Below are 22,947 nucleotides of genomic sequence, written 5' to 3'. Positions count from 1 at the left end.
GTGGAGGGGTCTTTCCACGAAAACAACCTTTTTTATAATTTTCATACTTTTGTTGTTCGGCATTCTTGCGAGATGTGCACAATATGCTCCATGGGAACCGGCCCGAATGACTTTATCGTCGTCAAAAAGAGCCCCCGGTTTGTTGTTTGCCAACGAACCGGAGGCTCTCTCCATGCTGCAGCGTATATCCGCCCGCCCGCAACCAGATGTTCTCTTTCCGTGCGGAAATAAAAAAGGCCGGCGGGCACTAACGCCCGCCGACCATACTGCGATCACATGCCCGATTGCAGCATTCTTGCCAGGATGGCCGCCGTTTCCGCGCGCGTTGCCGCCCGCTCCGGCGCCAGCCTGTTCGCTTGGTCGCCCGTCAACAGTCCTGCCTGCGAAAGCCGGTCGACTGCCCCGCGAGCCCATGCTGCAAGCTTGACATCGTCGGCATATTGCAGCGGCGCTCCCTCGGCCTCCTTGCCAAGTCCCGTCGCTTCCATCGCCCTTGCGATCATGACGATCATTTCCTGACGGGTCACGGCCGCATCCGGACGGAAGCTGCCGTCCGCATACCCTTGGATCAATTCCGCCTTATAGGCGGCTTGAACGTCGGCTGCAAACCATCGGCCCGCCACGTCGTTGAACGAAGCAGGAACCGCGGCCGCTCCGCTCGGATGGATCCCCAGCATCCTGACCAGCATGGCGGCAAGCTCCGCCCGCGTGATGGAGCGGCCCGGCTCAAAACGGCCGCCCTCCGTCCCCTGCACGATGAGTTTGTTCGCGAGCAGTTCGGCGTCGGCTTTAGCCCAATGCCCGCTCATGTCGGTGAATGCGCGGCGGCTCTCCAGAACGGTATAGGTTCCCGATGCCTTCAAAGTGAGAAGGGCATTCTCGGCCGAAGCGAAACGGGCCGGAACGTGTTTCCATTGTCCGGCGGCTTCATCGAGATAAGCTGCCGTCAAATACCGGCCGTCGGCCAGCATTCGCTCTGAAGGCGCGAAGGTTGCGGATAATCGGCCATCTGCCAGCGGCTGCGCCGTTCCGTCCGGCTTCCACGCGTTCAGCGACACGGAGAACGGCTTAAGCCGCATACTCGCTCCCGTTTTTCGCGAGAGCTCCACGAGTCTCGTCTCCGTCTCGTCATCGGCCGTTCTGATCGTGAGCCCGATAAAAGCCGCAGATAAATCCGATGGCAGCTCGCCAAGTTCAGCCAGTGAGAAAACTAATACGCCCTGCGGCGTGCGCCACTCCAACACCGCGCCGCTGACAAACTCCTGCAGCCGCTCCACGACGGCAGGCTTCATGAGCAGCGACCATTCCTTCGTTCCGCCCCTCGTTTCAATCACGATGCGGCCTGAACTCAGCTGTTCGTGCTCGAGCGTGATCGTCCGGCCGGATTCCCCGTCGAGCACCAGATCGACGGTGAGACCGCGATCTTCCCCTCCGGGCGGTTTCACCCCGCCGGCATTGCCCGGCAGGCCGACGGCGTTGCCCGGGCTTCCGCCGGAACCAGGATCACCGCCTGAGTGAGCCGGCGGCAAAACGGCAACCTCGGCCGTGGTGCTTAAACCTTCGTAGGTCACGGTCATGGACGATTTCCCTGACCGGATGCCGTGCAGCCGGCCCGCTGCATTCAGGGATGCATAGCCTCTGTCTGCAAGACGGTATGCGGCTTCCGCGGTCACATCGGAGGACGTGCCGTCCGAGTAATGTGCAGTTACCCGGATCTGGCGATATTCGCCCTCCCTCACTTCATACCGGGAAGCATCCAGGGTCAATCCGGTCGGCACGGCGTAAACCGTGACGGGGGCGGCGGCTGTCAGCCTTCCGGCATCAGCCTCATAAACGGCCTGCATGACGGTACGCCCGGTACGAAGACCTGTGACATACCAGGAACCGTCCTCGGCCCGTGCCACCCGGATCAGCCCATCATCATATTGAAAGCGGGCATCTGCGGTTACGTCCGAGGTAGCATCCCCGTAAGTCACCTCGACGACCGTGCGCACCGATTCGCCGATTTGAAGTCGGTACGAGGGCGGCGTAAACCATATGCCGTCGGCAAAGGTCACCTGCACGCCATCCCGAATCGGCTCGCCGCCGATCCAGGCGCGAATGTCGGCCACTCCCGGCTCGGTTGAACGGACTTCCGCCGTATACACGCCGTTTTCGCGGTACGTGGCTTCCGTCACGGTGCCAAGCGTTGTTTCAAGCCGGATATCGGCCCCGCTCCCCGTGTTGTTGCCAAAGGCATCCCTCACCGAGATGGTAATCGTCGAGGCAGCAGAGCCGTTAGCCGGGATTGCCCCGCTGTCGGCGGACAGCTCCGATGCAGCGGCCGAAGCGGGACCCGGCAGAAATTCGACCTCCGCCGTGTCTGCGAGCTCGCTATCGTCCACGGATGCCGTAATGACGGCAATGCCGGCCTCGGTTGAGACCAGCGATGCCGTGTACCGCCCCTCGGCCTCGTATACGGCCGCAGAAACGGTGCCGATCGAGGAATGAATCCGAATGTCCGCGGGCCCGCCGTCATCCGGAACCGTATTGCCCGCGGCGTCCTTCAGCTGCACCGTAATCCGCGCGGATTGCTTGCCGTCGGCCGTCAGCCCGGTCCGGTCCGCATCCACCGTCGAGCGAAGCGCCGAAGGCTCGCCCGGCTCGAAGGATACCGTCACTGCCGAGGCGATCCGAATGCCGTCCAAGGTTCCGGTAATGACGGCTGTTCCGGCCCTATTCGATGCAACGCCGGCCGTGTAACGGCCATCCGCTTCGTACTTCGGCTCCGTCAGCAGGCCAAGCGTCGACGCCAGCTTAAGCTGGAGCGATCCGGCATCGGAGCGGAGCTCGTTTCCGTAAGCGTCCTTCAGCTGTACCGTCACGATTGAACGGCTTAGCCCGTCAGCGGTGACGACTGCCCGGTCGGCTGACAATATCGTTTGATCCGCCGAAGCCGGGCCAGGCATGAACTGCACCGACGCCGTGTGCGCCAGCGGCACATCGTTGACACTTCCCGTGACGACGGCCTCGCCTGCCGCCGTGCCGGCCGTCAATATGGACGTGTACGTACCGTCATGATGATCCGTCATCAGTCCCAGCGTTCCGGCCGTCGTCTCCAGCAGGACCTTGTCGCCTCCTGCGGTCAACGCATTGCCGAAGGCATCCTTCAGCCGAAACGTGACAACCGTTGACGTGCTGCCGCCCACGGTGATTGCTTTGCTGTCCGTCTCGATGATCGATTCGGCCGCGGATGCCGCCCCGGCGAGAAGATCCACCGATACGGGGTGCTCCAACGGCAAGCCGTTTACGGCACCCGATACGACGGCTGAACCGGAAACCGTGCCGGCCGTCAGCATGGCTGAATACGTGCCGTCGCCATGGTCTTGAACGCTGCCCAACGTTCCGGCCGTCGTGGTTAACACGACCGTATCACCGCCCGTCTTCAATTCGTTGCCGAAGGCATCCTTCAGCTGCAGCGTCACGGTTGTTGTGCTGGCGCCGTCAGCCGGCATCGCCGGGGATGCTGCCGTCAGCAGCGATTCGCGCGCCGAAGCCGCTCCGGGCTCAAAATCAGCGGACGCGGTCTGCAATAGCTTCGCACCGTTCACCGTTGCGGTGATCGTTGCCGGACCGGCAATCGTCGGTGCCGTAAGCACGGCCGAGTATGTGCCGTCCCCATGATCCGTTACCGCTCCGATCGAGCCGGCGGTCGCGCTCAGGCTCACCCTGTCGGCGCCGGACGTCAGGTTGTTGCCGTAGACGTCCTTCAGCTGCACGGTCAGCGCCGTTGTGCTTGACCCGTCAGCCGGGAGCGCGGACGCCCCCGCTGTGAGGAGCGATGTTGCCGGGGAAGCGGCGCCCGGAACATACGCGATGTCCGCCGTCTGCGTGACGGTCTTGCCGTTCAGCTCGGCCCGGACGACGGCCTTGCCGGCGGTCGTCGGCGCCTTAACGGTAGCCGTATAAGTGCCGTTACCGCGGTCCGTGACGGCGGAGAGCGTGCCTCCGCTTGTTTCGACGGATACCGCGTCGCCTCCTTGCGTCACCGGGTTGCCGTAGGCATCCTTCGCTTGGACCGTAATGACGGCCGTACTGACTCCGTCTGCCGTAATCGAGGCCGGGTCGATCGACAGGCTCGTCGCTGACGGCGATGCCGCTCCGGCAACGAAGTTCAAGCTTGCCTTGCCGGCAAGTGCCGAGCCGTTGACAAAACCCGACACCGTTGCGGTTCCGGCGGTCGTGGGCGCCGTCCAGGTCGCGCTGTACGTCCCGTCGCCGTGATCCGTTACCGCACTCAGGCTGCCTGCCGTAGCCGACAAGGTTACGGTACCGCCCGAAGCAGTCAAACGATTGCCATGCGTATCCTTCAGCTCCACGGTAACCCTGGTCGTGCCGGTTCCGTTAGCCGGTACGCTTGCGTTCGCGGCGCTGATCGTGGATGCCGACAGAGACACGGGGCCGGGCACGATGCTTACGTTCGTCGTTTGCGCAAGCCTCACGCCATTAACCGATGCCGATACGACCGACATGCCCGTTGCCGTCGGCGCCGTCAGCGTCGCGGTATACGTTCCGTTGCCTTGATCCGCAACGGAACCGATGGAGCCGAGGCTGGCCTGCATCGTTACGGCATCGCCGCCCGTCACGAGATCATTGCCTCGCGCATCCTTCAATTTTACGGTTAACGTCGTGGTCCCCGATCCGGCCTGGAGACTGCCTGAAGCAGAGTCAAGGCTGGACTTGTCCGCGGAGGCGGCCCCCGGGACGAACGAGACCACGGCCGTTTGTTTGATCATAGAACCGTTCAAACTGGCCGATACTTCAGCGGTTCCGGTCATAGAGGCCGAGGTCAGCGTCGCGGTATAGGTGCCGTTGCCTTTGTCGGACACGGCCCCGATGGTGCCGCCGCTTGTGCTCATGGACACGGTACCTGCTGAAGCCGTCAACGCGTTGCCGTAGGCATCCCGGAGCCGTACCGTCAGCATCGTTTTACTGCTGCCGTCGGCAACGATCGAGACGGGAGCAGCTGACAGCTCCGAGGTTTGCGTGGACGCTCCCGCGGGAAGAATCTGAATCGCAGCCTTCTGCTGCATCGCCGCCCCGTTCACCGCGGCACTGACGGTCCCGCTGCCGGCGGCCGTGCCTGCCGTCAGCACAGCCGTATAGGTCCCGTCCCCATGGTCGGTTACCCTCCCGGCCGTGCCGTGCGAGGACTGGATCGTTACCGTGTCGCCTCCCGACACCAGCGGATTGCCGTGCGCATCCTTTAAGCGGACGGTCACCGCCGTGCTTCCGCTTCCGGCCGTGAGCGTGTTCTGCCCCAGGCTGATCGTGGATGCCGAAGCCGATGCGGCTCCCGGGACGAACGTGACCGCTGCCTTCTGCGCGATCGGCGTTCCGCCCAGCTCCGCCGTTACGGTTGCCGTACCGACGGAAACGGGCGCTTTCAGCTGTGCCGTGTACGTCCCGTTCTTCCGGTCCGTCACGCCGGACAGCGTACCGGCGGTCGTCTTCATTTGCACGGCACCGCCGCTCGTCGTCAACGGATTTCCGTTGCTATCCTTCAGCTGCACCGTCACGGTGGAGATACTGCTGCCGTCCGCCGGAATCGATGCCGGGCTCGCGGTGACCGTTGAAGTGACGGCCGAAGCGCCAAGCGGATTGAACATCACCGTGCCGCTTGCGCTCATGGGATAACCGTTAATGATGCCCGTAATCGTTGCGGTTCCGGTCGTCTTGGACGACGTCAGTTCAGCCGTATACGTCCCGTCCCCGTGATCGGTGACCGGACCGAGCGTGCCCGCTGTCGTGTTAAGCTGAACGGTCCCTTCGCTCCTGCCGATGTTATAGTTGCTTCCTTCCTTGAGCGTTACGGTGACCGTCGTCTTGCTGGTCCCGTCCGCGTCGATGGAAGCGGGACTGGCGCTGATTTGCGTCCGGGCCGGATATACTTGCAGCGCAGACGTGTAATATACCAAAGGGCTGGCATCCGATATGCCCAGTTCTCCCCTGCTGGTCCAGCCTGCGCCCCATACGGTACCGTCCGCTTTAATCGCAAGGGCATGATTGTCGCCGGCAGCGAATAGATCTGCGTCGCCGAGCAGCTTTGTCGCGACTTGGAGGTTCCGGTTCTGCATGCCCCACCACCACAGGGTTCCGTCGCTTTTCAGAGCCATGCTCAAGCGGCCGCCGCCGGATATCCGGACTACATTCGTAAGCGGCAAGGAACCTGCCTGCTGAACCTGAATCGCCGTGTTGGAAGAGGTCAGTCCCGGGTTGCCCAGGTTAAAATTCTCATTGTATCCCCAAGCCCAGACGGTTCCGTCTCCCTTCAGAGCCATGCCGCCCAATCGATTGCCTTGGATATCGGCAATGCCGGTTAAAGGCTGTCCGGCAGAATCGATCACCTGTACCGGATAGTCGGAGTCGGCCGTTGATCCGTTGCCTAACGCTCCGAAGCCTCCGTAGCCCCAGGCCCATACCGTTCCGTCGTTCAGCAGCGCAACGGAATGGTAATCGCCCGCCCCTATGGCCTTCACGTCGTTGAGATAAGATCCGCTTGACGCCTTGATGCGTACGGCCCGGGGATTGCTGATGTCATAATAATCGGTAAGCGTGCCGCTCGAATTGGATCCCCATCCCCAGGCCGATCCGTCTTCCTTGATGGCCAGGACATGGTCGAAAGCCGCGGCGATGCTGCGTACATTCGTTAGCGGCCCGCCGCCGGACTCCGTTACCTGTACGGCACGATGCTGATTATCCGATGCACCGTTACCCAGCTTCCCATAGATTCCCCTGCCCCAGGCCCATACGGTGCCGTCATTCAGCAGCGCGACCGAGAAATAGCCTCCGCCCGTCACGAACTTCGCGTTTCCCAGCGGCGTACCGTCGAATTTGGTCACCGGTACGGGTCGGAATGCATTATCCGTTGTGCCGTTGCCCAGTGCTCCCGCACTGTTGTCCCCCATCGTCCAAACCGTGCCGTCTCCGGCAATCAGCAAGGAATGAAGGTATCCCGCTCCGATTCCTTTGATGCCGGCGGGGGCCGCGGATGCGGCATGCGCCGGCTGCGGCAGATTCGGCATGATCATCAGGAATGCGAGCAGAAGCATCGCGATTTTTTTCAATCTGCGCAATGGAATCCCCCTTCTTGAAATAAATAGTAAGTAAATAGCAAGGAATAGAGACTCTGGTGCATGTTGTCCATGATTCCACGGTCCTGACCGCCATTCTAGCAAAAAAGGATGTCAATAATAATTAACAAACGTTAACGATTCGACAAAAAATTTATCTCGAATGAGTCCCCCCTCGGATTGCAAGAAAAAAAAAGCGGGGATTGCCATGGAACGCAATCACCGCTTCTAACGCTTCTTATCGCTACCTACCGTGGGCTCCGCTCTTCGTTTCGTCTATTCTTCCAGAAGCGCCGCCCCTTTGCGGTACCGGTTCGGCGACACCCCCATCACCTTCTTAAAGGCCGTGCTGAAATAATGCTGGCTGTCATACCCCACCCGCTCCGCGATGTCCAGGATGCTCAGCTCGGTGGCGTTGAGCAGCTGGATCGCTTTCTGAATCCTCGTCTGGGTCATGAGCGTGATAAAGGACGTGCCCAGCTCTTTCTTTAGCGTCCGGCTCAGATAGACCGGCGATACCTGCAGGGCCTGGGCGAAAGATTCCAGCGTCAGCTCCCGAACGGCATACTGTTCCTGGATGAGCTGACGGGCACGCCGTACCAGCGGAGACAGCTGCGCCTCCTTGAATACCCCTTCCCGGCAAGCCTCGTAGGCGGCCGCAACCGCGCCGTCCGCCCCTTCAGAAACCGGCTCCAGATGTACGTTCACGGCCAGCTTCAAGTACTTCTGGATCAACTGCTCGGCATCGGCCGCAATCTCCGTATCCGCTTCTCCCCAGCAGCAAATGCCGATCCAGCCGGTATGGTCCCGGAACAAAACGCAGGGTGCGGGATGAAACAGCTCGGCGATTATATTTTCCATCGCGAACAGATACAGCTGGCGGTCGCTTTCCTTCATCAACGGCTGCGGAGCCGTCATCTCCGGCCATCTGGCGATGCCGATCCGGGTGGGACGGCAAGGCGGCAGTCCCAGGAACTCCAGCTGCTCGATCGCCTCCTCCTCATCCAGCAGGCCATGCATCCATTCGAGGCAGAATCGTTCCCGAAGCAGCGGAATGTTCTTCTCGATTTGCTCCGACGCCTTCTTCAGGTAGCTTTCCTGGATTTGATGGTCGTTCAGCTCATCCCGAACGCTGCGGAGCACCTGGATCAGATGCTCCGCATTCACCGGCTTCAAAATATAATCCTTTACCCCGAGCCGGATCGCTTCCTGCGCATAAGCAAATTCGTCATGGCCGGTAATAATGACGAACCGGCATGCGGGGCGTTCTTCCTTCATTCGCTTCATGAGCCCGATGCCGTCCAGGAACGGCATATTCATATCGACCAGCATAATGTCAATCGGCTGGCTGAGCGCAAGCTCCAGCGCTTCCTCGCCATCCTCCGCTTCGGCAGCCACTTCCATGCCGAGTGCCCCCCAGTCGACCGCATCCCGAATCCCTTCGCGGATAATCGGCTCATCGTCGGCAATCAAGACTTGATACGCTTTCTTCATCGTGAGTCTCTCCCATCATGATCGGAGGACGAAGGAACGGCATGCAGCAGCGGATGCGTAATCCGTACCGTGGTTCCCTCGTTCTCTATACTGTCAATCATAATTCCGTACGTCTCCCCGAACGTTAACTTGATACGGGCCTGTACATTCAGCATACCGTAGCTTCGGCTTGCACCCGGCCCTTCTTCGGGAGGCGCCTCCATGGCCGTTACCGGATCGGCAAGCTGCCTGCGAAGTGCCTCCAGCCGCTCCGCAGGCATACCTGCCCCGTCATCACGTACGGCAAGCACCAGCGCATTATCCTCAACTTGTGCTTGGATCCAGATTCGCCCCGGGCCTCTCCGGGCCTTAATGCCGTGGTATATCGCGTTCTCCACCATCGGCTGGAGGATAAGTTTCAGGACGTGCAGTCTCTCGGCTTCAGGGGATAGCTCCATCTCAACCTGCAGCCGGTCGCGGTAACGCGTCTTCTGGATCTGCAGGTAACTGCTGATATGCGTCCATTCGTCGGACATGGGAATGATATCATCGCCTTTGCTGAGCCCGATCCGAAACAGCCGCGACAAGGATTCTACCAGATCCGATACGTCATCCGCCCCTTTCTTGCGGGCCATCCAATGGATCGTATCCAGCGTGTTGTACAGAAAATGCGGCTTAATATGCGCCTGCAGGCTGCGCAGCTCCGCTTCGCGCTTCTGCCTCTCCCGCAGCTCGCTCAGCTTCATCAGCTTGCGGATCTGCAGGAGCATGCGGTTAAAGCTGCGGCCGAGCATGCCCACCTCATCCTGCCGGTTTCCCCAGTAGCGGATCGTCAAATCCCCGGATTCGGCTTTTTGCATGAAGGACATAAGCTGCCAGATCGGCCTGGATATGGACTGCGAAAGCGTGTAGGACGCCATAACCCCAAACAAGCACACTATAAACAAGAAACAGATCATATAAAAACGAATCTCCCGCACTTCATACACCGATTCGCTGGTTGGAAATACGCCGATCGTCCGCCAGCCGGTAAAGGAGGACGTGCCGTATATCAGTTGCAGCCGTTCCCCGTTCACCTCGCGGATCAAAGCGCCGCTCTCCTCTTCCGGAAACCACGATGGCGGAATGGACGGGATGATGGAATCCTCCGGGGTATAAATGCTCGAGCCGCCGGCCTCTGCCACCATCAAATATCCGCTTTTCCCGAGCGTGACATCCCGGACCGCCCTGGCAACCGCCCGCAGCTTCAAGTCGATCAATACCGCACCGGTCACTTCCCTCGTATCCGGATCCACAAACGAGCGTACGACCGACACCAGCTCCTCGTTGGCGTAATGAACGTGGGTGGTGACGTTACGGTCTGCCGGATGGCCGAGCACGGTAAAAATCCCTTCGTTTAATACGGCCTCGCGGTACCATTCTTCCTCCGTCAAATTCGCCGGACTGCGCGCGTACATTTCGTTACTGATATAGGCTCCTTCGCGATTGACCAGAAGAATGGAGGCGATTTCCGGATACAGCGTCGTGAAGCCTTGAAGGTATCGCTTAATCTCGTAATTTTCCTCATTATCCTGCTTGACCGGGGACGTTTGCGGGCGATAGGTTCCCGAAGGAACATCGGCTCCTGCCGCCGGCTTATCCCCTTGAATGTCCCCTTGCAGAAACCGTTCCGTGCGAGGGTCGAAGCCGATCAAATACGTAATGTTCTGCAAATTCTCCATATCATTGTCCAGGGTCTGGTTGACCTTTCCGATCAGTTGAATGGTATTCGAGGTTACCTGCTGGTCCACAATGCGGTTTACCGTCCAATTGACAAGAACGCCAAGGGCGATTGAAGGCAGGATCCCAACCATGAGGAACAGGATGACCAGCTTGTATCTCAGCGGCAAATCCCCGAACCGCAGCCAACGGGAAATGCCTTTGCGCCAGGATTCCACTCTGTTATTTCGCATAATAATCATTCACATTCTCTCGGGTCACAATCGAGATTCCGGTGTCCACCCTCACGGGAAGCGGCGACACGTCATTCCCGAGCGTCGGGGCCGGTACGGTAAGTCCGTGATGCAGGTGAAATAAATACTGCAAGGACCAGTAGCCCATGTTCCAAGTACCCTGGGCGATCGTTGCCGCGATGGTTCCGTCGGAAATCCGGTCCAGCGTCCCCTTGTTCGTATCGAATCCAATGATGGTTACCCGGCCCGCCTTACCCGCGCCGATAACGGCATCCGCCGCGCCCATTCCGCCGCTGGCCTCCGTCACGAAGATCCCTTTGAGATCCGGGTGCTTGCCCAGCATGTCCGCCGCAGCCTCTTTGGCAACGAGGGTATCCCCTTTTCCTTCCCTGATCTCCACCACGGACATGGAAGGATATCTCTGCGCCAATGTGTCCCGGAAGCCCTCCGAGCGGTCGTCATGGTTCTGCTGCCCGGGCTGGGTCACAATTCCGATTTCGCCTTCCCTGCCGAGAAGCTGCGCCATCTTGTCCGCGGCCGCAACCCCTGCATTGTAATTGTTGGTTGCAAGAAAAGAATACGCTTTGCTGTCAGGTGCATCCGCATCGAACAGGACGACCGGAATCCCGGCATCTACGGCCTTATTGATCGTGGACGTCAGCGCCTTCGAATCGATGGCCGACAAGGCGATGCCGGCCGGACGCTTCGCGATGACCTGCTCCAGGACGGTAATCTGTTCCTCCACGTCATATTGCGTGGACCCGCGATAATCGACGGTTACGCCGAGCGCGTCCCCTCCATCCTCGAAGCCCTTCAATATATTTTTCCAATATTCCATCCCGGATTGAAATGTGACCATGACGTAATTCTCGCCCATGCTGCCGTGCAGCCCGCCTTCCTCCCAGGCCGAGGAGCGCTTGTCTTCCAGCCTGTACATGAACACATAGGTGAGAAAAGCCAATATAAGAGCGCCGTAAACCAGCATCATCTTCTTCATGAATGAGTCCCCCGATTCTTGATCCTTCGTGTGCCATCCACCAGTTGCAACCGGTTACATATCGTATAATGAATATACTGCAATTCTCTGAAAAAGATCAAACGCTTGCTAGAATTTGGCAGCGTACAGCAGCAAAAAACAGGCTGTTCCAGGTTTCCCTTAACCATGTTCACAGCCTGTTTCTATGATTTCAAGCATCTGCATTTCGTTCCTGCATGAACGAGGCTTGGATTGCCCGTACAGCTCACTTAGCCGGATAGATGCTAATGCCGTGCATAAATAAACTCACCACGTGACGCGCAAGATCCTCAGGAGTCCGCTTGCCTGTCAGCAGCTGCTGGGAGGTCAGCCTTTCGATGACGCCGACCAGGCACTCCGCAACGATGTGCATGTCGGAATCACGGTCAAAGTACCCGTCCTGCTGCTCTCCCTTCAGATTTTGCTCGATCATGGCTGCCATTTCAGCCTTTACGATGACGGAATCATCCCCGATAAAAAAACCGATTTGCGTCAAATCCGGGTCCTTGCCAAGAAACGTGAACAACCCCGTAAGCACGCCAAGCAAACGCCCGGTCACATGAGCCTCATCGATTCCGCTCTCCAACCGGCTTCCCTCGATCAGGCCTTTAAGCTCCGAACGAAATTTCTCCATCAGCTCCCTGAAAATCGCCTCTTTGCTCTCAAAATACAAATAGAATGACGGCTGCGTCAATCCTGCCCGGGAAACGATGGTGCTGATCTTGGTCTGATGGTATCCTGACTTCGCAAATTCATTGGCGGCAACAACCAGTAGTCTTGCCCGGCTTTCTTGTCCGTTCGCACCCTTCTTCCGCAAAGCTATCCAACCTCCGAATCTACCCATGATGTATGTATGCTAGTTACCCTTCATTATACTCTATATCGGAAAGTTGCTGCTACACATAAAGTGTCCCGCCTGAACCGAAGACTTTACATCGCCCCCGGAACGTTATAACGTAAAAGGGATGAGATGCTTAACGTTTCAGCCAAAAAGGAGATTACTCACATGCAGGAACATACCCAATCCAACTCGGTAGATACAATCGAGTCATATAGCTCGGCCCCGCATTCCTCCAAGCGCGTGCTTATCGTCACGGCGGTTGATGCCGAAAAAGATGCCGTGTTGCGCGGCCTAAAGAATGCGTCCGGATTCGAGGTTATCGCGGGAGGAGTCGGTCCGGCGGCAACGGCGGCCGCGACTGCCCGACGGTTGATGCAAACCTCCTACGATTTCGTTGTCAGCGCAGGCATCGCCGGAGGTTTTGCCGGTCAAGCTGAGGTTGGCTCCATCGTCATTGCGGACCTCATCCTTGCGGCGGATCTCGGATCCGAAACCGAAGACGGCTTCAGCAGCGTTCAGGAGCTCGGCTTCGGAACGGATCGGATTCCGGTCGATGCTGCCGCGGCCGGCAAGCTCGTCGAGGCCTTGGAGGATGCCGGCGCCGCCGTGACCCATGGCCCCGTGCTGACCGTATCCACCACGACGGGAACGGCGGCGACGGCCGCCAGCCTTCTCCGCCGGGTGCCGAACGCCTGCGCCGAAGCGATGGAAGGGTTCGGCGTAGCCACCGCTGCCGCTGCAGCCGGGGTACCCGTGCTTGAGATCCGTACCATATCCAATCAGGTCGGTCCGCGGGACCGCGGCGCATGGAAGATCAAGGAGGCGCTGCAGGCGCTTGAGACAGCAAGTTCATTACTACCGGAGGTGCTACGATGAAAATCGCTTTTTCCCCTTGCCCCAACGACACATTTGTATTTCATGCCTGGGTTCACGGTCTTATTCCCGGTGCTCCCGAGCTTGATGTATCCTATGCGGATATCGATATCACCAATCATTGGGCGGCCGAGGATCGGGAACATGACATCTTGAAAATATCCTATGCCGCACTGCCCTGGGTGTTGGATGAATACGCCCTGCTGCCCTGCGGGGGAGCGCTCGGCCGCGGTTGCGGGCCTCTCGTTCTGACGGCGGACAAGCTGACCGACGGAAAGACCCCGGACAGTCCGGCAGCGCTGTCCGGCCGGCGAGTAGCCGTTCCGAGCGAGCGCTCCACGGCTTATCTGTTGTTTCGCCTGTGGGCCGCCCAAAACGTACCCGGGGGACTCGGCGAAATCGTGGTGATGCCGTTTGACCAGATCATGCCGGCTGTCCGCGACGGTGCCATCGATGCCGGGCTGGTCATTCACGAAGCGCGATTCACGTACCCCTCCTACGGATTGAAGCTGATGACCGATCTCGGCAGCTGGTGGGAATCCGATACGAATCTGCCGATCCCGCTGGGAGCGATCGTGGCCCGAAGGTCGCTGGATCTGGCCAGCATCTCGAGCTGGATCCGCTCCTCGGTCGAATACGCCTGGGAACATCCCGGGGAATCCCGGGATTATGTCCTCCGGCACGCACAGGAAATGGACCCGGACGTCGCCGATGCCCACATTGACTTATATGTCAATCCATTTACCGCAGAGCTGGGCGAAGACGGCTATGCAGCAATTTCCGCCCTGCTGAACCGTGCAGCCGATGAAGGGCTCGTGCCGCGGATCGATCCCGCGCTGCTGAAACGTCCGGAATAGCCAGAAGATAACCATCTAACGACATCTTCTCTTGAAAGACCGACTGCATGGCAGCGGAAGTCTTTCCAGCGAGAGTAGGAGGGGCTCCCTCCGAAGTCAATACTATATTTCTCTAAAAATAGAGGAACGCCCCTGAGCCCGGCCAACCGTGTCCGGCTTCTCTTTTGGCGTTCCTTTTTTTCCTGCCTGCGAATCGTTTCATCCGAACTTTCCAAGTCAGAACTCGTTCCTCGATATCCAATCATGCAGCTGCCTGTAAATTCCGATAATTTCATCCATGGGCATCCTCACCAGCCCGCTGGACGATGGAGCTACAAACTCATGGACGCCGTCTACGACGGAGTCCGGCTGGATTCCCCAGTCCGCCTTGGCCTTGCCGCTGTATTCGGTATACACGCCCTTGCCGACAAAACAGGCAACCTCCGGTCTGTATTCCTCCAGCTTCTTCCGCAGCGTCTCTCTTCCGAGCCTATACTCTTCGCGGGTAATGTCTTCCGCGCCCCGGGTGGGCCTGGCTACAATATTGGTGAATCCATAACCCAGTTTAAGCAATTCCCCGTCCTCTGCGGCTTCATATAAGCGTGGAGTCAAACCGGACTTATGCAGTATCCTCCAAAAATTGTTGCGCGGGTTTGCGTAATGGTGCCCCACTTCGCCCGATCGCAGACTCGGGTTAAAGCCGATAAATACAAGGGTTAATCCATAATCCAGATGATCGCTGACTTCGTCCAAGCTTAATTCCTCCTCATCATCTAATCTGGGTCCCCTTAAGTTTAATGAGAGCTCGATGCGGCGGCGCTGTTGTTGCGTTTGCGTATTTGGTGAATGCCCATCACGACGGCAACGAGCTCCCAGTCATCGAGAACATCGCTCTCATTCTGCAGCTGATAGGCTCCGGCTTGGAGCCAGCCGCTAATGCGGGAAAATTGGGCGATGATCCTTCCGGTCTCATCCGTTATTTCATATTCATTGGAAAAGGCAGGCGAAGTGATCTCATACACGCCACGCGCCCCCGCATCGTATTCGAATTTTTTCGTAAAGAAACTCATCCGCATGCGCAGCAGACCCAGTTCTTCCCCATTGCCGCCCGTGATATTCCATTTGTTCGAGAAGAATCGGAACGAGCCGCTGCATACGGCCTCTCCCCCGGCGTTATACACGTCCAGCGAGGAGCCGAAAGCGCTCTTCAAGTCCAAGCTTCCTATTACGCGGCCTTCCCTATCCATAATATCTGTTATCCCCGAGCTAAAAAAGTTATCCTTAAAATACAAATGCATGCCCCTGCTCCCCTTCCTCGATTTCCTGCATCCCTGTTATTCATACAACGATTTGCAGGTTAAATTGTTTCAAATTTTTGCGGGAAATTCGGGAACCGATCCATGTTTCAATTGTCTAATATTCGAGGTGATGCTATTGGAGACCCTTAAATCTATGGTAGCCGTGAATGATCCAAGCACGCTGCTGAGCGGCTGGATGGAGTCCTTCGGCCAGGACGTGTGGAACTATGCGTTCTTCTTAACGAAACGCAAAGATGCGGCGGACGATATCAGTCAGGACGTGTTCCTTAGGGCTTATAAGCACTGGAATGATTTTGAGGGCCGAAGCTCGGTCAGAACGTGGCTGTTAACCATCACCCGCAATCTTTCCCTGAACTATCTCAAATCCTCCTTCATGACAAGGGTGTCTTTAACCGGCTGGATCACCTCCAAGCAGACCGAGCCTTCCGCGGAAAAAGAGTTCATGGATGCTGCGGCCGTCTCGCAGATCTGGAAATGCGTGATGGAGCTGCCGCCCAAATACCGGGAAGTGCTGATCCTGGAATTCCACTATCAGCTGCCGCGAAAAGAAATGGCCCAACTGCTCGGCCTATCCGAAGGAACGATCAAGTCCAGACTGCACCGGGCGCGCGCCCGGATGGAAACGATGTTGAAAGGAGCGGATATCCCATGAAAACCGAACAAGAGCCGCAGCCGGATTGGATGCAGGAGCTTGCTTCCCCTCCGTTCAACGAGCCGATGTTCACCGCGAAGATGAAATCCGATGTATCGCAGAGCGCCGCAAACGGCGCCATAAGCCGTAAACGACGAAGAGCTCCAGGGCGTCTTATCAGCATGACCGCGGGCGTATTGGCGCTGCTTCTCATAGCGGCGGTATGGGGATGGCGCGAGTCCCCTGCGCTTCAACGGATGATCCCCATCCAGGGCTGGGGATACGCTGCCAAGTGGACTCCCCGAAGCGTATACACGGTGGATGGCGTGGATAAACTTCAGGTTTTTCCGGGCGGGGAAGCTGCCGCGGGCTCTCCGGCCGGAGCCTGGTGGAATTTATTAACCCCGATCCAAGAGCTTGAAGGGAAAACGATCAGCATATCCGCCGTTCACCGAGATACGGGAACTATCATCGAGGAGCTTGCCGAGACCAAGATTACCTCCGATATGGCTTACAATGACTTAACGCGAGTTTCTTCCCGCTTCGCTCTGCCGCTTTCCGGTTTATGGCGTTTCGACGTGATGGTGGATCATGAGAAATACGGCGATATCGTTATTGATGTGCCGGATAGCAGCTGGGAGCCGAGCCCGAGCTTCGTGTCCGGCAGTTATGCCATGAGCGGCGTCGAAGGGCGCTTGGGCTTTATATATCCAGACCTTATCGCTGGCAAGCCGAACAAATACATGTGGCATTTCTGGGGTCGTGACGAAGAATTAACGGGGGATCTGGTCATTACCGCGGTGAAACAAAATTCGTCCGAGATCATCGATGTATTTAAGGTTGCCGGTTTAAGGCCTTCCCCCTTAAACGGTGCAGATGCAGCCATACCCACCTCCATGTCACTTCCTTCGCCTGGACTTTGGCGCATTATGGTCTCGATCGACGGTCAATTGTTCGGCAGCGTCATAGTCGAAGTTGCTAAACCTTAAATTTGGCGATGCCGCAAGATATATGAGCCGCAGACCGTTAACACAAGCACGCCTCATGGCAAGCCTCTTGCAATCATGGAGGAAACCGCTGCCTTGACCCTGCCGTTGAGATGAAACGAATTTCATTAAATAAGGCTGCCCCGGTCCGTAGAACATCTACGGAGAACCGGGGCAGCCTTTTTCAAGAGGAATATGACGGTTCATATTCCTCTTGTTCCATCAGCCGAGATGCATTATTTCGCTTCCAATGCTTCCTTCGGCACTTCGATTTTGCTGATTTCGTTATGCTTGGAGTATGCGCTCTTCATTTTCATATCCAAGGATACCTTCTGACCCTCGGCTTCCATTGCCATCACCATGTCCAAATCCGTTGTTACAGGCAGGTAAGATTCCTTCTGCACGCCATAAGTAATATGAATGCTCTTGATATCCATTTGGTCCATCATGGCTTCCATCTGCGGATCGTTGCCCGCTTGGCTCATCATAGACTTGGCAAGCTCCTTCAGATTGTCGCCGGAGACATCCGCCGTCAGGACGTATGCGTCTCCGTCCTCCGTTACTTCGAAGTCCTTAGCGAGGGTCTTGAATTGCTCTACCTGCTGCTCAGGACTCGCGCTGCTCGGATCCAGGCTGTCGCGGATCTCCTGCTCCGATTCCTTCGGAACCTGCATCCATTGACCATCCATGAGCATGTAAATGCCGTCTTCCGTTATATACTGCTTCATCTCGACCTTGCCTTCCGGCGAATCCATCACGACGTTCTGCATCATTTCCACCGGCTCGAGCGTAAGCTCCGAATCGAGCGACATATCAACGTTTTGCTCCTGTTTCTCTGCGCCTTCAACAACGATGTGCTGCTTGACATCGGCTTTCATGGCAAAGCTCTTCAAGTTTTTCGAAGCTTCGGCCGATTTTTGAAGAAGCTCGTCAGCGGTCGGCAAAGCCTCCTCCTTCGGCTCTTCTTTAGCCGGCGGCGTCTCTGCCGGAGTCGTCGTCCCTTGTTCCGCTGCAGGCGGTGTTGCTGCGGCATCATCTGCTGCTTTGTTGTCTTTGCCGCATGCCGTCATGCTCATTACCAAAATTGCCCCTAGTAATACTGCTGTCCACTTCTTCAATCGAATTTCCTCCTAAAATATGTATTCCGGATTACTTACCCATTCTATACGATTTGTAACATCCGTTGATCAAAATTTCCGAAAAAGGTACACTAGACCTAATTCTGTTCAGGAGGCGTGCTCGATTGGAAAACATTCTGATTACCGGATATCGAGCCCATGAGCTCGGTATTTACAATAACAAACATCAAGGCATTCCTTATATACGCAAAGCGATCGCCAATCGTCTGGTTCCCCTTCTGGAGGAAGGCCTCCAGTGGGTAATCACCCCCGGCCAATACGGCGTGGACCTGTGGGCCATTGAGGCGGCAATAGAACTAAAGTCCCATTACCCTCACCTGAAATGCTCCATTTTGACGGCGTACCAGAATCCCGAAGAACAATGGAACGATGATAAAAAAGCTTATTTTCAGGAAGTCATGAAGGGGGTAGACTTCTATGCGCCGGTCAGCAAGAGTCCGTACCAGGGGCCATGGCAGTTCACGGCCAGAGACGATTTGCTCCTCCGCAAAACCGATGGCATTCTGCTCGTGTATGACGAAGACGGCGGGGAAGCCAGTCCCAGGTTCATCAAAGAACGCGCGCTGAAGAAGCAGGCCGCGGACGGCTACCGCTTCATCAGCATCGGTTCCGAGGAAATACAAGCGGTTGCCGACGAAGAGAGCATGTCGCAGGATGATTACTAGGTCGGCTGCCCTCCGGTTACCACTTCGATCCACCGGAGGAATTGTTATTGTCCCAGCTTGATCCGCCGGACGAATTTCCGGATGACGAATCCCCCCAGCCGGAACCGCCCGAGGAATGCGAGGAACCGGAGGAGCTTCCCCAACTGGAGCCCGATGGCCGGCTGCTGTTCTGCGCTGCCGCTTTGCGGGCGTCCGCCGCGGCTCTTCGCGCTTGATCGGCCGCTCTTTGGAGCTGCTGGGCCGCCCTGCGCTGCTGCTCGAGCATTTCCTGATGGCGAATCTCCCTTTCTACCCGATCGATATATTCCGCGATATTCAACAGTTCATGCGAGGCTTCCGCATACATCCCCTGCCCAAACAACTGCTCGACCCGGAGCCGATAAGACTTGTAATTTTTCTTGAATCCCCTGCTGGCCCTCCGCGAAACTTGTTTGAAACGCTGCTCGACCTGCACGGATAATTGTTCGGCTTCCTCCTTCTGACGTACAATGTCTTGGACCCCGTAGGCAAAATGCTCGGCATCCTGGGTACAGCTCCTCGCTGCGCTCTCCAGATAATCCAGATCATACAACGGAGATGAGAGCGAACCGCCCACGGTCTGTACATTTCTCCAAAATGAATCAGGCAGCCCCAACAGAAGCGAGTGGTTGCTCGTGACGACGTTGTGAATCTGCAGGGTCTTCTGCTGACTGACAAACACTTCCTGAGCCGCCGCCAATTCATGGCGTACAGCTTGCAGCCGATCATCCAGGCCTTCCAGCGTTTCCTTCATTTCCCGTACCCATTGCAGCACGCGGGCCATCGTCATCGATTCGTTCTCAATGATCTCGCTCGCCTCTTCGAACTCCTGCACCTCGTCGTGCGTCAAGCGTTCGGCCTCCGGAAGTTTACCGTCCGCCATGCGGACCTCCTGGGATTCCTTCGCCAAAGCCTGCTCCCAGCTTTGCCAATGTCTCGGTACATACTGGCTTCTGCAATGATTCAGCATCGATTGCAGCACGGAGCTTTCGTTATGAAATTGTTGTATTTGCCCATACAACCGATCCAGATCGTTTCGATTCTGCCTTCTCAGCTCCGCCTGCCGTCTAGTCATGCCCAGCGCCTCTTTCAGCATAGCGTGCGCACGTTCCGAAGACTTGCGGACTTCCCCCATATTCCCTTGACGGAGATAATTTTCCAGTTGGTTCATCTGCTCCCGGGCATCATCCAGCCGCTCAAAAGGCCGGACCTTGATCCGATACAACTGGTGGGTTTCTATGATCTTAACAATCTCGGCGCGAATAGCCGCCGACTGATCCAAAAATTCATGAGCTTCCTTAACATAAACAGCCACGTCTTCGATGTTGCTCTTGCTCATGGAGTACTTCTGCTCGGCTGCCTTTAGAACCTCCTGCGCCTCCAGCGGGTCAAACAGCTGAAGCTCGACGGCGCGCTGAATATCTTGTTCCAGCCCTTCAAGCTCTTGGTACAAGATCGGGAAGGGATATCCCGTATCGGCTGCTGTCCGGTCAAGGGTTTGCTTAAGCACCGTGTAATCCGCGTGCAGCTCCGTGGTTCTCCCTTTCGCCGTTTTATCGGCATGCTCGATGACGGTAATCCGGTTATCTTCGGCCTTGATCCCATGCTCCAGCCGATCGGCGATTTTCGAAAACCGCTGGATGGCTTCATCCATGGAAGCATAACGCAGGATCAAAATCCGGGTCTCCTGCAGCTCGGTTTTACTCTCTGCTGCAGCCACCATAAACTCGGACAAACGATCTGCGATTTCCTGCACCGCTCTGCCTGTCTTGCCTTGAGCAATCCCCTGATAGGCGCCTACCTTCTCGAGACTTGCGTTGCATTTGACCAGCAATTCAGCGAACTTCTCCGAAATCATGGACAGTTTGCGCTTTTTAAGGTAACCCCTGATCAACATTAAGATCAGCGTGATTCCCAATCCCCCAGCAACCATTTCGATCCATGGGAGCTTCGGAAACTCGATCTTCAGAGGAGCGGCGGTATCTGCCGTGGACATTGACCGGGTTGTTTCATCCGTGGATTTGACGCTCCCCTTGTTCTCCGGTGCCGGTGATACCGCCTCGGCCTTATGATCATCTCCCTGAACGGGATCTTCACCGGCGGGCAGAGCTGCCAGGCGATGGACCTGGTGGATCATGCTCGCGCTGGCCTTCGAGAAACTTCCCTCCTTCGCATGCGGTATGAAATAAGCGTCCAGCATGGCGGTTATGGCGGAACTGCCGGTACCCTTCCCCTTACTGCTGCTCCATTCGTCGATGGCTTGCTGCAGCCGCGGATTGTTAAAATTGAATTCCACGCTCCGGTCTCCCGAAGAGATCAGCAGCAAAACATCCGCCGTGCCCAAATTCCAGGCATCGTACGCTGCATTGGCATAATCCGTCGGACTTTGACCTTCCAAACTCGGAACCGTCAAAACAAAGACACGGATCTGCTCCCCTTTGGCGATTTTACTCAAATACTGCCGCTGCGACGAATCAAACAGGCCGGCCGTATCTCGCACCAGCCCTTGTTTGGACGGAATATCCGCAGCCCATACCGATGTGCCCGTCCCTATGATCAGAACCAGCAAAACAATCAACCATCGCATACGTTTCATTTCAAGCCTTCTCCCCCATTCGCTACAAACCAAAGACCTTTCTATATATATCGGATATCTAGGCCAACATAAAAAGCCATCTTTCAATTTTGCTCACGCTGGCTAAATCGTTCATCCCCAAGGTTTACGCAATAAACCTTGGTATCGTGTCAAATTTTTGAAAAATGGCTCTTTTCATGTTTTCTCTATGCTAGCAGATAGTCGTCAATGCTGGTATGCGCATAACCATGAGCTGCCGCCACGGCTTCATAGGTCACTTTGCCTCCGATGACATTGATGCCCTTGGCCAGCGCCTTGTCATGGCGGGCGGCAGACCGGATTCCGTTGCTTGCTATTTTCAACCCGTAGGGTGCCGTTACATTGGTCAATGCCATGGTGGAGGTACGGGCTACGGCGCCCGGCATATTGGCAACGGCATAGTGGATGACGCCATGTTTTTCATAGGTCGGATGATCATGGGTGGTGATCCGGTCGATCGTCTCGATCGAGCCTCCTTGATCAATCGCCACGTCCACGATGACCGATCCCGGGCTCATCTCTTTCACCATCTCTTCCGTGACGAGGCGAGGAGCCCGGGCGCCGGGAATCAACACCGCACCCACGACGAGATCGGCGGCCTTAACCGTTTTCGCAATGTGATACGGATCGGACATGATCGTTTTGACCCGCCCTTGAAAGAGATCATCCAGCTGACGAAGCCGGACGGGATTAATATCAAGAATGCTGACGTCCGCACCGAGTCCCAGCGCAATTCGTGCCGCGTTGGTGCCGACGATGCCGCCCCCGATGACGGCGACCTTGCCCGGAGCTACCCCCGGGACGCCGCTTAGCAGCACGCCTTTGCCGCCATGCGCCTTCTCCAGGAAATGCGCCCCGATCTGAATGGACATTCTTCCCGCCACTTCGCTCATCGGGGTCAGCAGCGGCAAGCTGCCGTCCGCCAGCTGTATCGTTTCATAAGCAACGGCGCTCACCTTACGGTCCACCAGAGCTTTGGTTAGCTCCGGTTCGGGGGCCAGGTGCAGGTAAGTGTATAGAATCATTTCCTCCTGGAAGTAGTCATATTCCTCCTGCAGGGGTTCCTTTACCTTCACCACCATCTCGGCTTTCCAAGCCTCCGCAGCCGTAGCAACCACTTTGGCTCCGGCCGCCTCATAATCTTCATCAGTAAAACCGATCCCCAGACCGGCTCCGGATTGGACAAGCACTTCATGCCCGGCATTCCTGAAACTGATAACGGTACCCGGCGTCATGCCTACGCGGTTTTCGTTATTTTTGATTTCTTTGGGAACCCCAATAATCATTCCCATGGCCTCCTTCGTGGTCAGCTTTGCCTATCTAATTGCATTGTACCCATTTTTACCCAAACTGTGTACCTGTCTAAGGTCAGGGATTGTCCATCCGAATTTTCATCTATATATCCGTAGTATATGCCGGGACAAGAGGAACGGCATACAAAAAATCACTCCCGGCAGACGGATTATAACGGAT

The 22,947-nt window shown here is 56.9% G+C and carries 15 protein-coding genes; 5 read left to right on the top strand and 10 right to left on the bottom strand.

All coding sequences use genetic code 11. The features are described from left to right. Nucleotides 1–272: 272 nt before the first annotated feature. From P0X86_RS07505 to P0X86_RS07485, 5 genes are all read right to left on the bottom strand, one after another. Nucleotides 273–7,115: an invasin domain 3-containing protein gene (locus P0X86_RS07505; protein WP_277748235.1), complete on the bottom strand. Its 6,843-nt coding sequence runs from the start codon at nt 7,113–7,115 to the stop codon at nt 273–275. A gap of 273 nt (nt 7,116–7,388) precedes the next feature. Next, nucleotides 7,389–8,606, bottom strand: coding sequence for a response regulator transcription factor (locus P0X86_RS07500; protein WP_213580494.1), 1,218 nt, complete (start codon nt 8,604–8,606; stop codon nt 7,389–7,391). Continuing rightward, nucleotides 8,603–10,546 (bottom strand): cache domain-containing sensor histidine kinase, encoded by a 1,944-nt coding sequence (locus P0X86_RS07495; RefSeq protein WP_374705898.1) that lies wholly within the window; start codon nt 10,544–10,546, stop codon nt 8,603–8,605. The genes P0X86_RS07500 and P0X86_RS07495 overlap by 4 nt, the downstream gene beginning before the upstream one ends. After that, nucleotides 10,527–11,534 carry a substrate-binding domain-containing protein gene (locus P0X86_RS07490; protein WP_096775289.1) on the bottom strand — a complete coding sequence of 336 codons (1,008 nt, stop codon included), beginning with the start codon at nt 11,532–11,534 and terminating at the stop codon, nt 10,527–10,529. The genes P0X86_RS07495 and P0X86_RS07490 overlap by 20 nt, the downstream gene beginning before the upstream one ends. Nucleotides 11,535–11,778: 244 nt before the next feature. After that, the gene (locus P0X86_RS07485) at nt 11,779–12,369 is read right to left on the bottom strand and encodes a TetR/AcrR family transcriptional regulator (RefSeq protein WP_192569411.1); all 591 of its coding nucleotides are present in this window, start codon (nt 12,367–12,369) and stop codon (nt 11,779–11,781) included. A gap of 189 nt (nt 12,370–12,558) precedes the next feature. Here P0X86_RS07485 and P0X86_RS07480 point away from each other — a divergent pair, with 189 nt between their 5' ends. Both P0X86_RS07480 and P0X86_RS07475 read left to right on the top strand, forming a co-directional pair. Beyond that, entirely contained in the window at nt 12,559–13,269 is a 711-nt protein-coding gene (locus P0X86_RS07480) for a futalosine hydrolase (protein WP_192569412.1), read from the top strand. Then, nucleotides 13,266–14,123, top strand: a complete 858-nt coding sequence (locus P0X86_RS07475; RefSeq protein ID WP_009591617.1) for a 1,4-dihydroxy-6-naphtoate synthase — start codon at nt 13,266–13,268, stop codon at nt 14,121–14,123. Before P0X86_RS07480 ends, P0X86_RS07475 begins: the two co-directional genes overlap by 4 nt. A 216-nt stretch (nt 14,124–14,339) precedes the next feature. On the opposite strand, the gene P0X86_RS07470 is transcribed toward P0X86_RS07475, so the two are convergent. Together P0X86_RS07470 and P0X86_RS07465 are read right to left on the bottom strand one after the other, a co-directional pair. Further along, entirely contained in the window at nt 14,340–14,855 is a 516-nt protein-coding gene (locus P0X86_RS07470; protein ID WP_096775285.1) for a mismatch-specific DNA-glycosylase, read from the bottom strand. 41 nt (nt 14,856–14,896) lie between these two features. Further along, the gene (locus P0X86_RS07465; protein ID WP_096775284.1) at nt 14,897–15,400 is read right to left on the bottom strand and encodes an LURP-one-related family protein; all 504 of its coding nucleotides are present in this window, start codon (nt 15,398–15,400) and stop codon (nt 14,897–14,899) included. Nucleotides 15,401–15,554: 154 nt separating this feature from the next. On the opposite strand from P0X86_RS07465, the gene P0X86_RS07460 reads away from it, so the two are divergent. Both P0X86_RS07460 and P0X86_RS07455 read left to right on the top strand, forming a co-directional pair. Next, nucleotides 15,555–16,073, top strand: coding sequence for an RNA polymerase sigma factor (locus P0X86_RS07460; protein WP_009591721.1), 519 nt, complete (start codon nt 15,555–15,557; stop codon nt 16,071–16,073). Then, nucleotides 16,070–17,041: a DUF4871 domain-containing protein gene (locus P0X86_RS07455; RefSeq protein ID WP_213580492.1), complete on the top strand. Its 972-nt coding sequence runs from the start codon at nt 16,070–16,072 to the stop codon at nt 17,039–17,041. Before P0X86_RS07460 ends, P0X86_RS07455 begins: the two co-directional genes overlap by 4 nt. Before the next feature lie 233 nt (nt 17,042–17,274). On the opposite strand, the gene P0X86_RS07450 is transcribed toward P0X86_RS07455, so the two are convergent. Further along, a complete protein-coding gene (locus P0X86_RS07450) occupies nt 17,275–18,156 on the bottom strand; it encodes a DUF6612 family protein (RefSeq protein WP_096775282.1) in 882 nt (293 codons plus the stop codon). A gap of 125 nt (nt 18,157–18,281) precedes the next feature. Here P0X86_RS07450 and P0X86_RS07445 point away from each other — a divergent pair, with 125 nt between their 5' ends. Then, nucleotides 18,282–18,842: an SLOG family protein gene (locus tag P0X86_RS07445; RefSeq protein ID WP_213580491.1), complete on the top strand. Its 561-nt coding sequence runs from the start codon at nt 18,282–18,284 to the stop codon at nt 18,840–18,842. A gap of 16 nt (nt 18,843–18,858) precedes the next feature. Here P0X86_RS07445 and P0X86_RS07440 read toward each other — a convergent pair whose 3' ends face one another. Both P0X86_RS07440 and ald read right to left on the bottom strand, forming a co-directional pair. Next, nucleotides 18,859–21,456, bottom strand: coding sequence for a TPM domain-containing protein (locus P0X86_RS07440; RefSeq protein ID WP_277748234.1), 2,598 nt, complete (start codon nt 21,454–21,456; stop codon nt 18,859–18,861). A gap of 185 nt (nt 21,457–21,641) precedes the next feature. Further along, a complete protein-coding gene (gene ald / locus P0X86_RS07435; protein WP_213580489.1) occupies nt 21,642–22,760 on the bottom strand; it encodes an alanine dehydrogenase in 1,119 nt (372 codons plus the stop codon). Nucleotides 22,761–22,947: the final 187 nt, after the last annotated feature.

The sequence above is a fragment of the Paenibacillus sp. BR1-192 genome, from assembly GCF_029542445.1.
GTDB classification, from domain to species: Bacteria; Bacillota; Bacilli; order Paenibacillales; family Paenibacillaceae; genus Paenibacillus_AQ; species Paenibacillus_AQ lautus_A.
The sequence above is the reverse complement of the archived record's forward strand: the minus strand, read 5'-3'. Positions and strand labels throughout refer to the sequence as shown.

What these genes read in the sequence shown, in the direction of transcription:
- P0X86_RS07500 (WP_213580494.1), bottom strand. Translation starts at nt 8,606, where the DNA reads ATGAAGAAAGCGTATCAAGTCTTGATTGCCGACGATGAGCCGATTATC.
- P0X86_RS07475 (WP_009591617.1), top strand. Translation starts at nt 13,266, where the DNA reads ATGAAAATCGCTTTTTCCCCTTGCCCCAACGACACATTTGTATTTCAT.
- P0X86_RS07440 (WP_277748234.1), bottom strand. Translation starts at nt 21,456, where the DNA reads ATGAAACGTATGCGATGGTTGATTGTTTTGCTGGTTCTGATCATAGGG.
- P0X86_RS07465 (WP_096775284.1), bottom strand. Translation starts at nt 15,400, where the DNA reads ATGCATTTGTATTTTAAGGATAACTTTTTTAGCTCGGGGATAACAGAT.
- ald (WP_213580489.1), bottom strand. Translation starts at nt 22,760, where the DNA reads ATGATTATTGGGGTTCCCAAAGAAATCAAAAATAACGAAAACCGCGTA.
- P0X86_RS07480 (WP_192569412.1), top strand. Translation starts at nt 12,559, where the DNA reads ATGCAGGAACATACCCAATCCAACTCGGTAGATACAATCGAGTCATAT.
- P0X86_RS07455 (WP_213580492.1), top strand. Translation starts at nt 16,070, where the DNA reads ATGAAAACCGAACAAGAGCCGCAGCCGGATTGGATGCAGGAGCTTGCT.
- P0X86_RS07490 (WP_096775289.1), bottom strand. Translation starts at nt 11,534, where the DNA reads ATGAAGAAGATGATGCTGGTTTACGGCGCTCTTATATTGGCTTTTCTC.
- P0X86_RS07495 (WP_374705898.1), bottom strand. Translation starts at nt 10,546, where the DNA reads ATGATTATTATGCGAAATAACAGAGTGGAATCCTGGCGCAAAGGCATT.
- P0X86_RS07460 (WP_009591721.1), top strand. Translation starts at nt 15,555, where the DNA reads ATGGTAGCCGTGAATGATCCAAGCACGCTGCTGAGCGGCTGGATGGAG.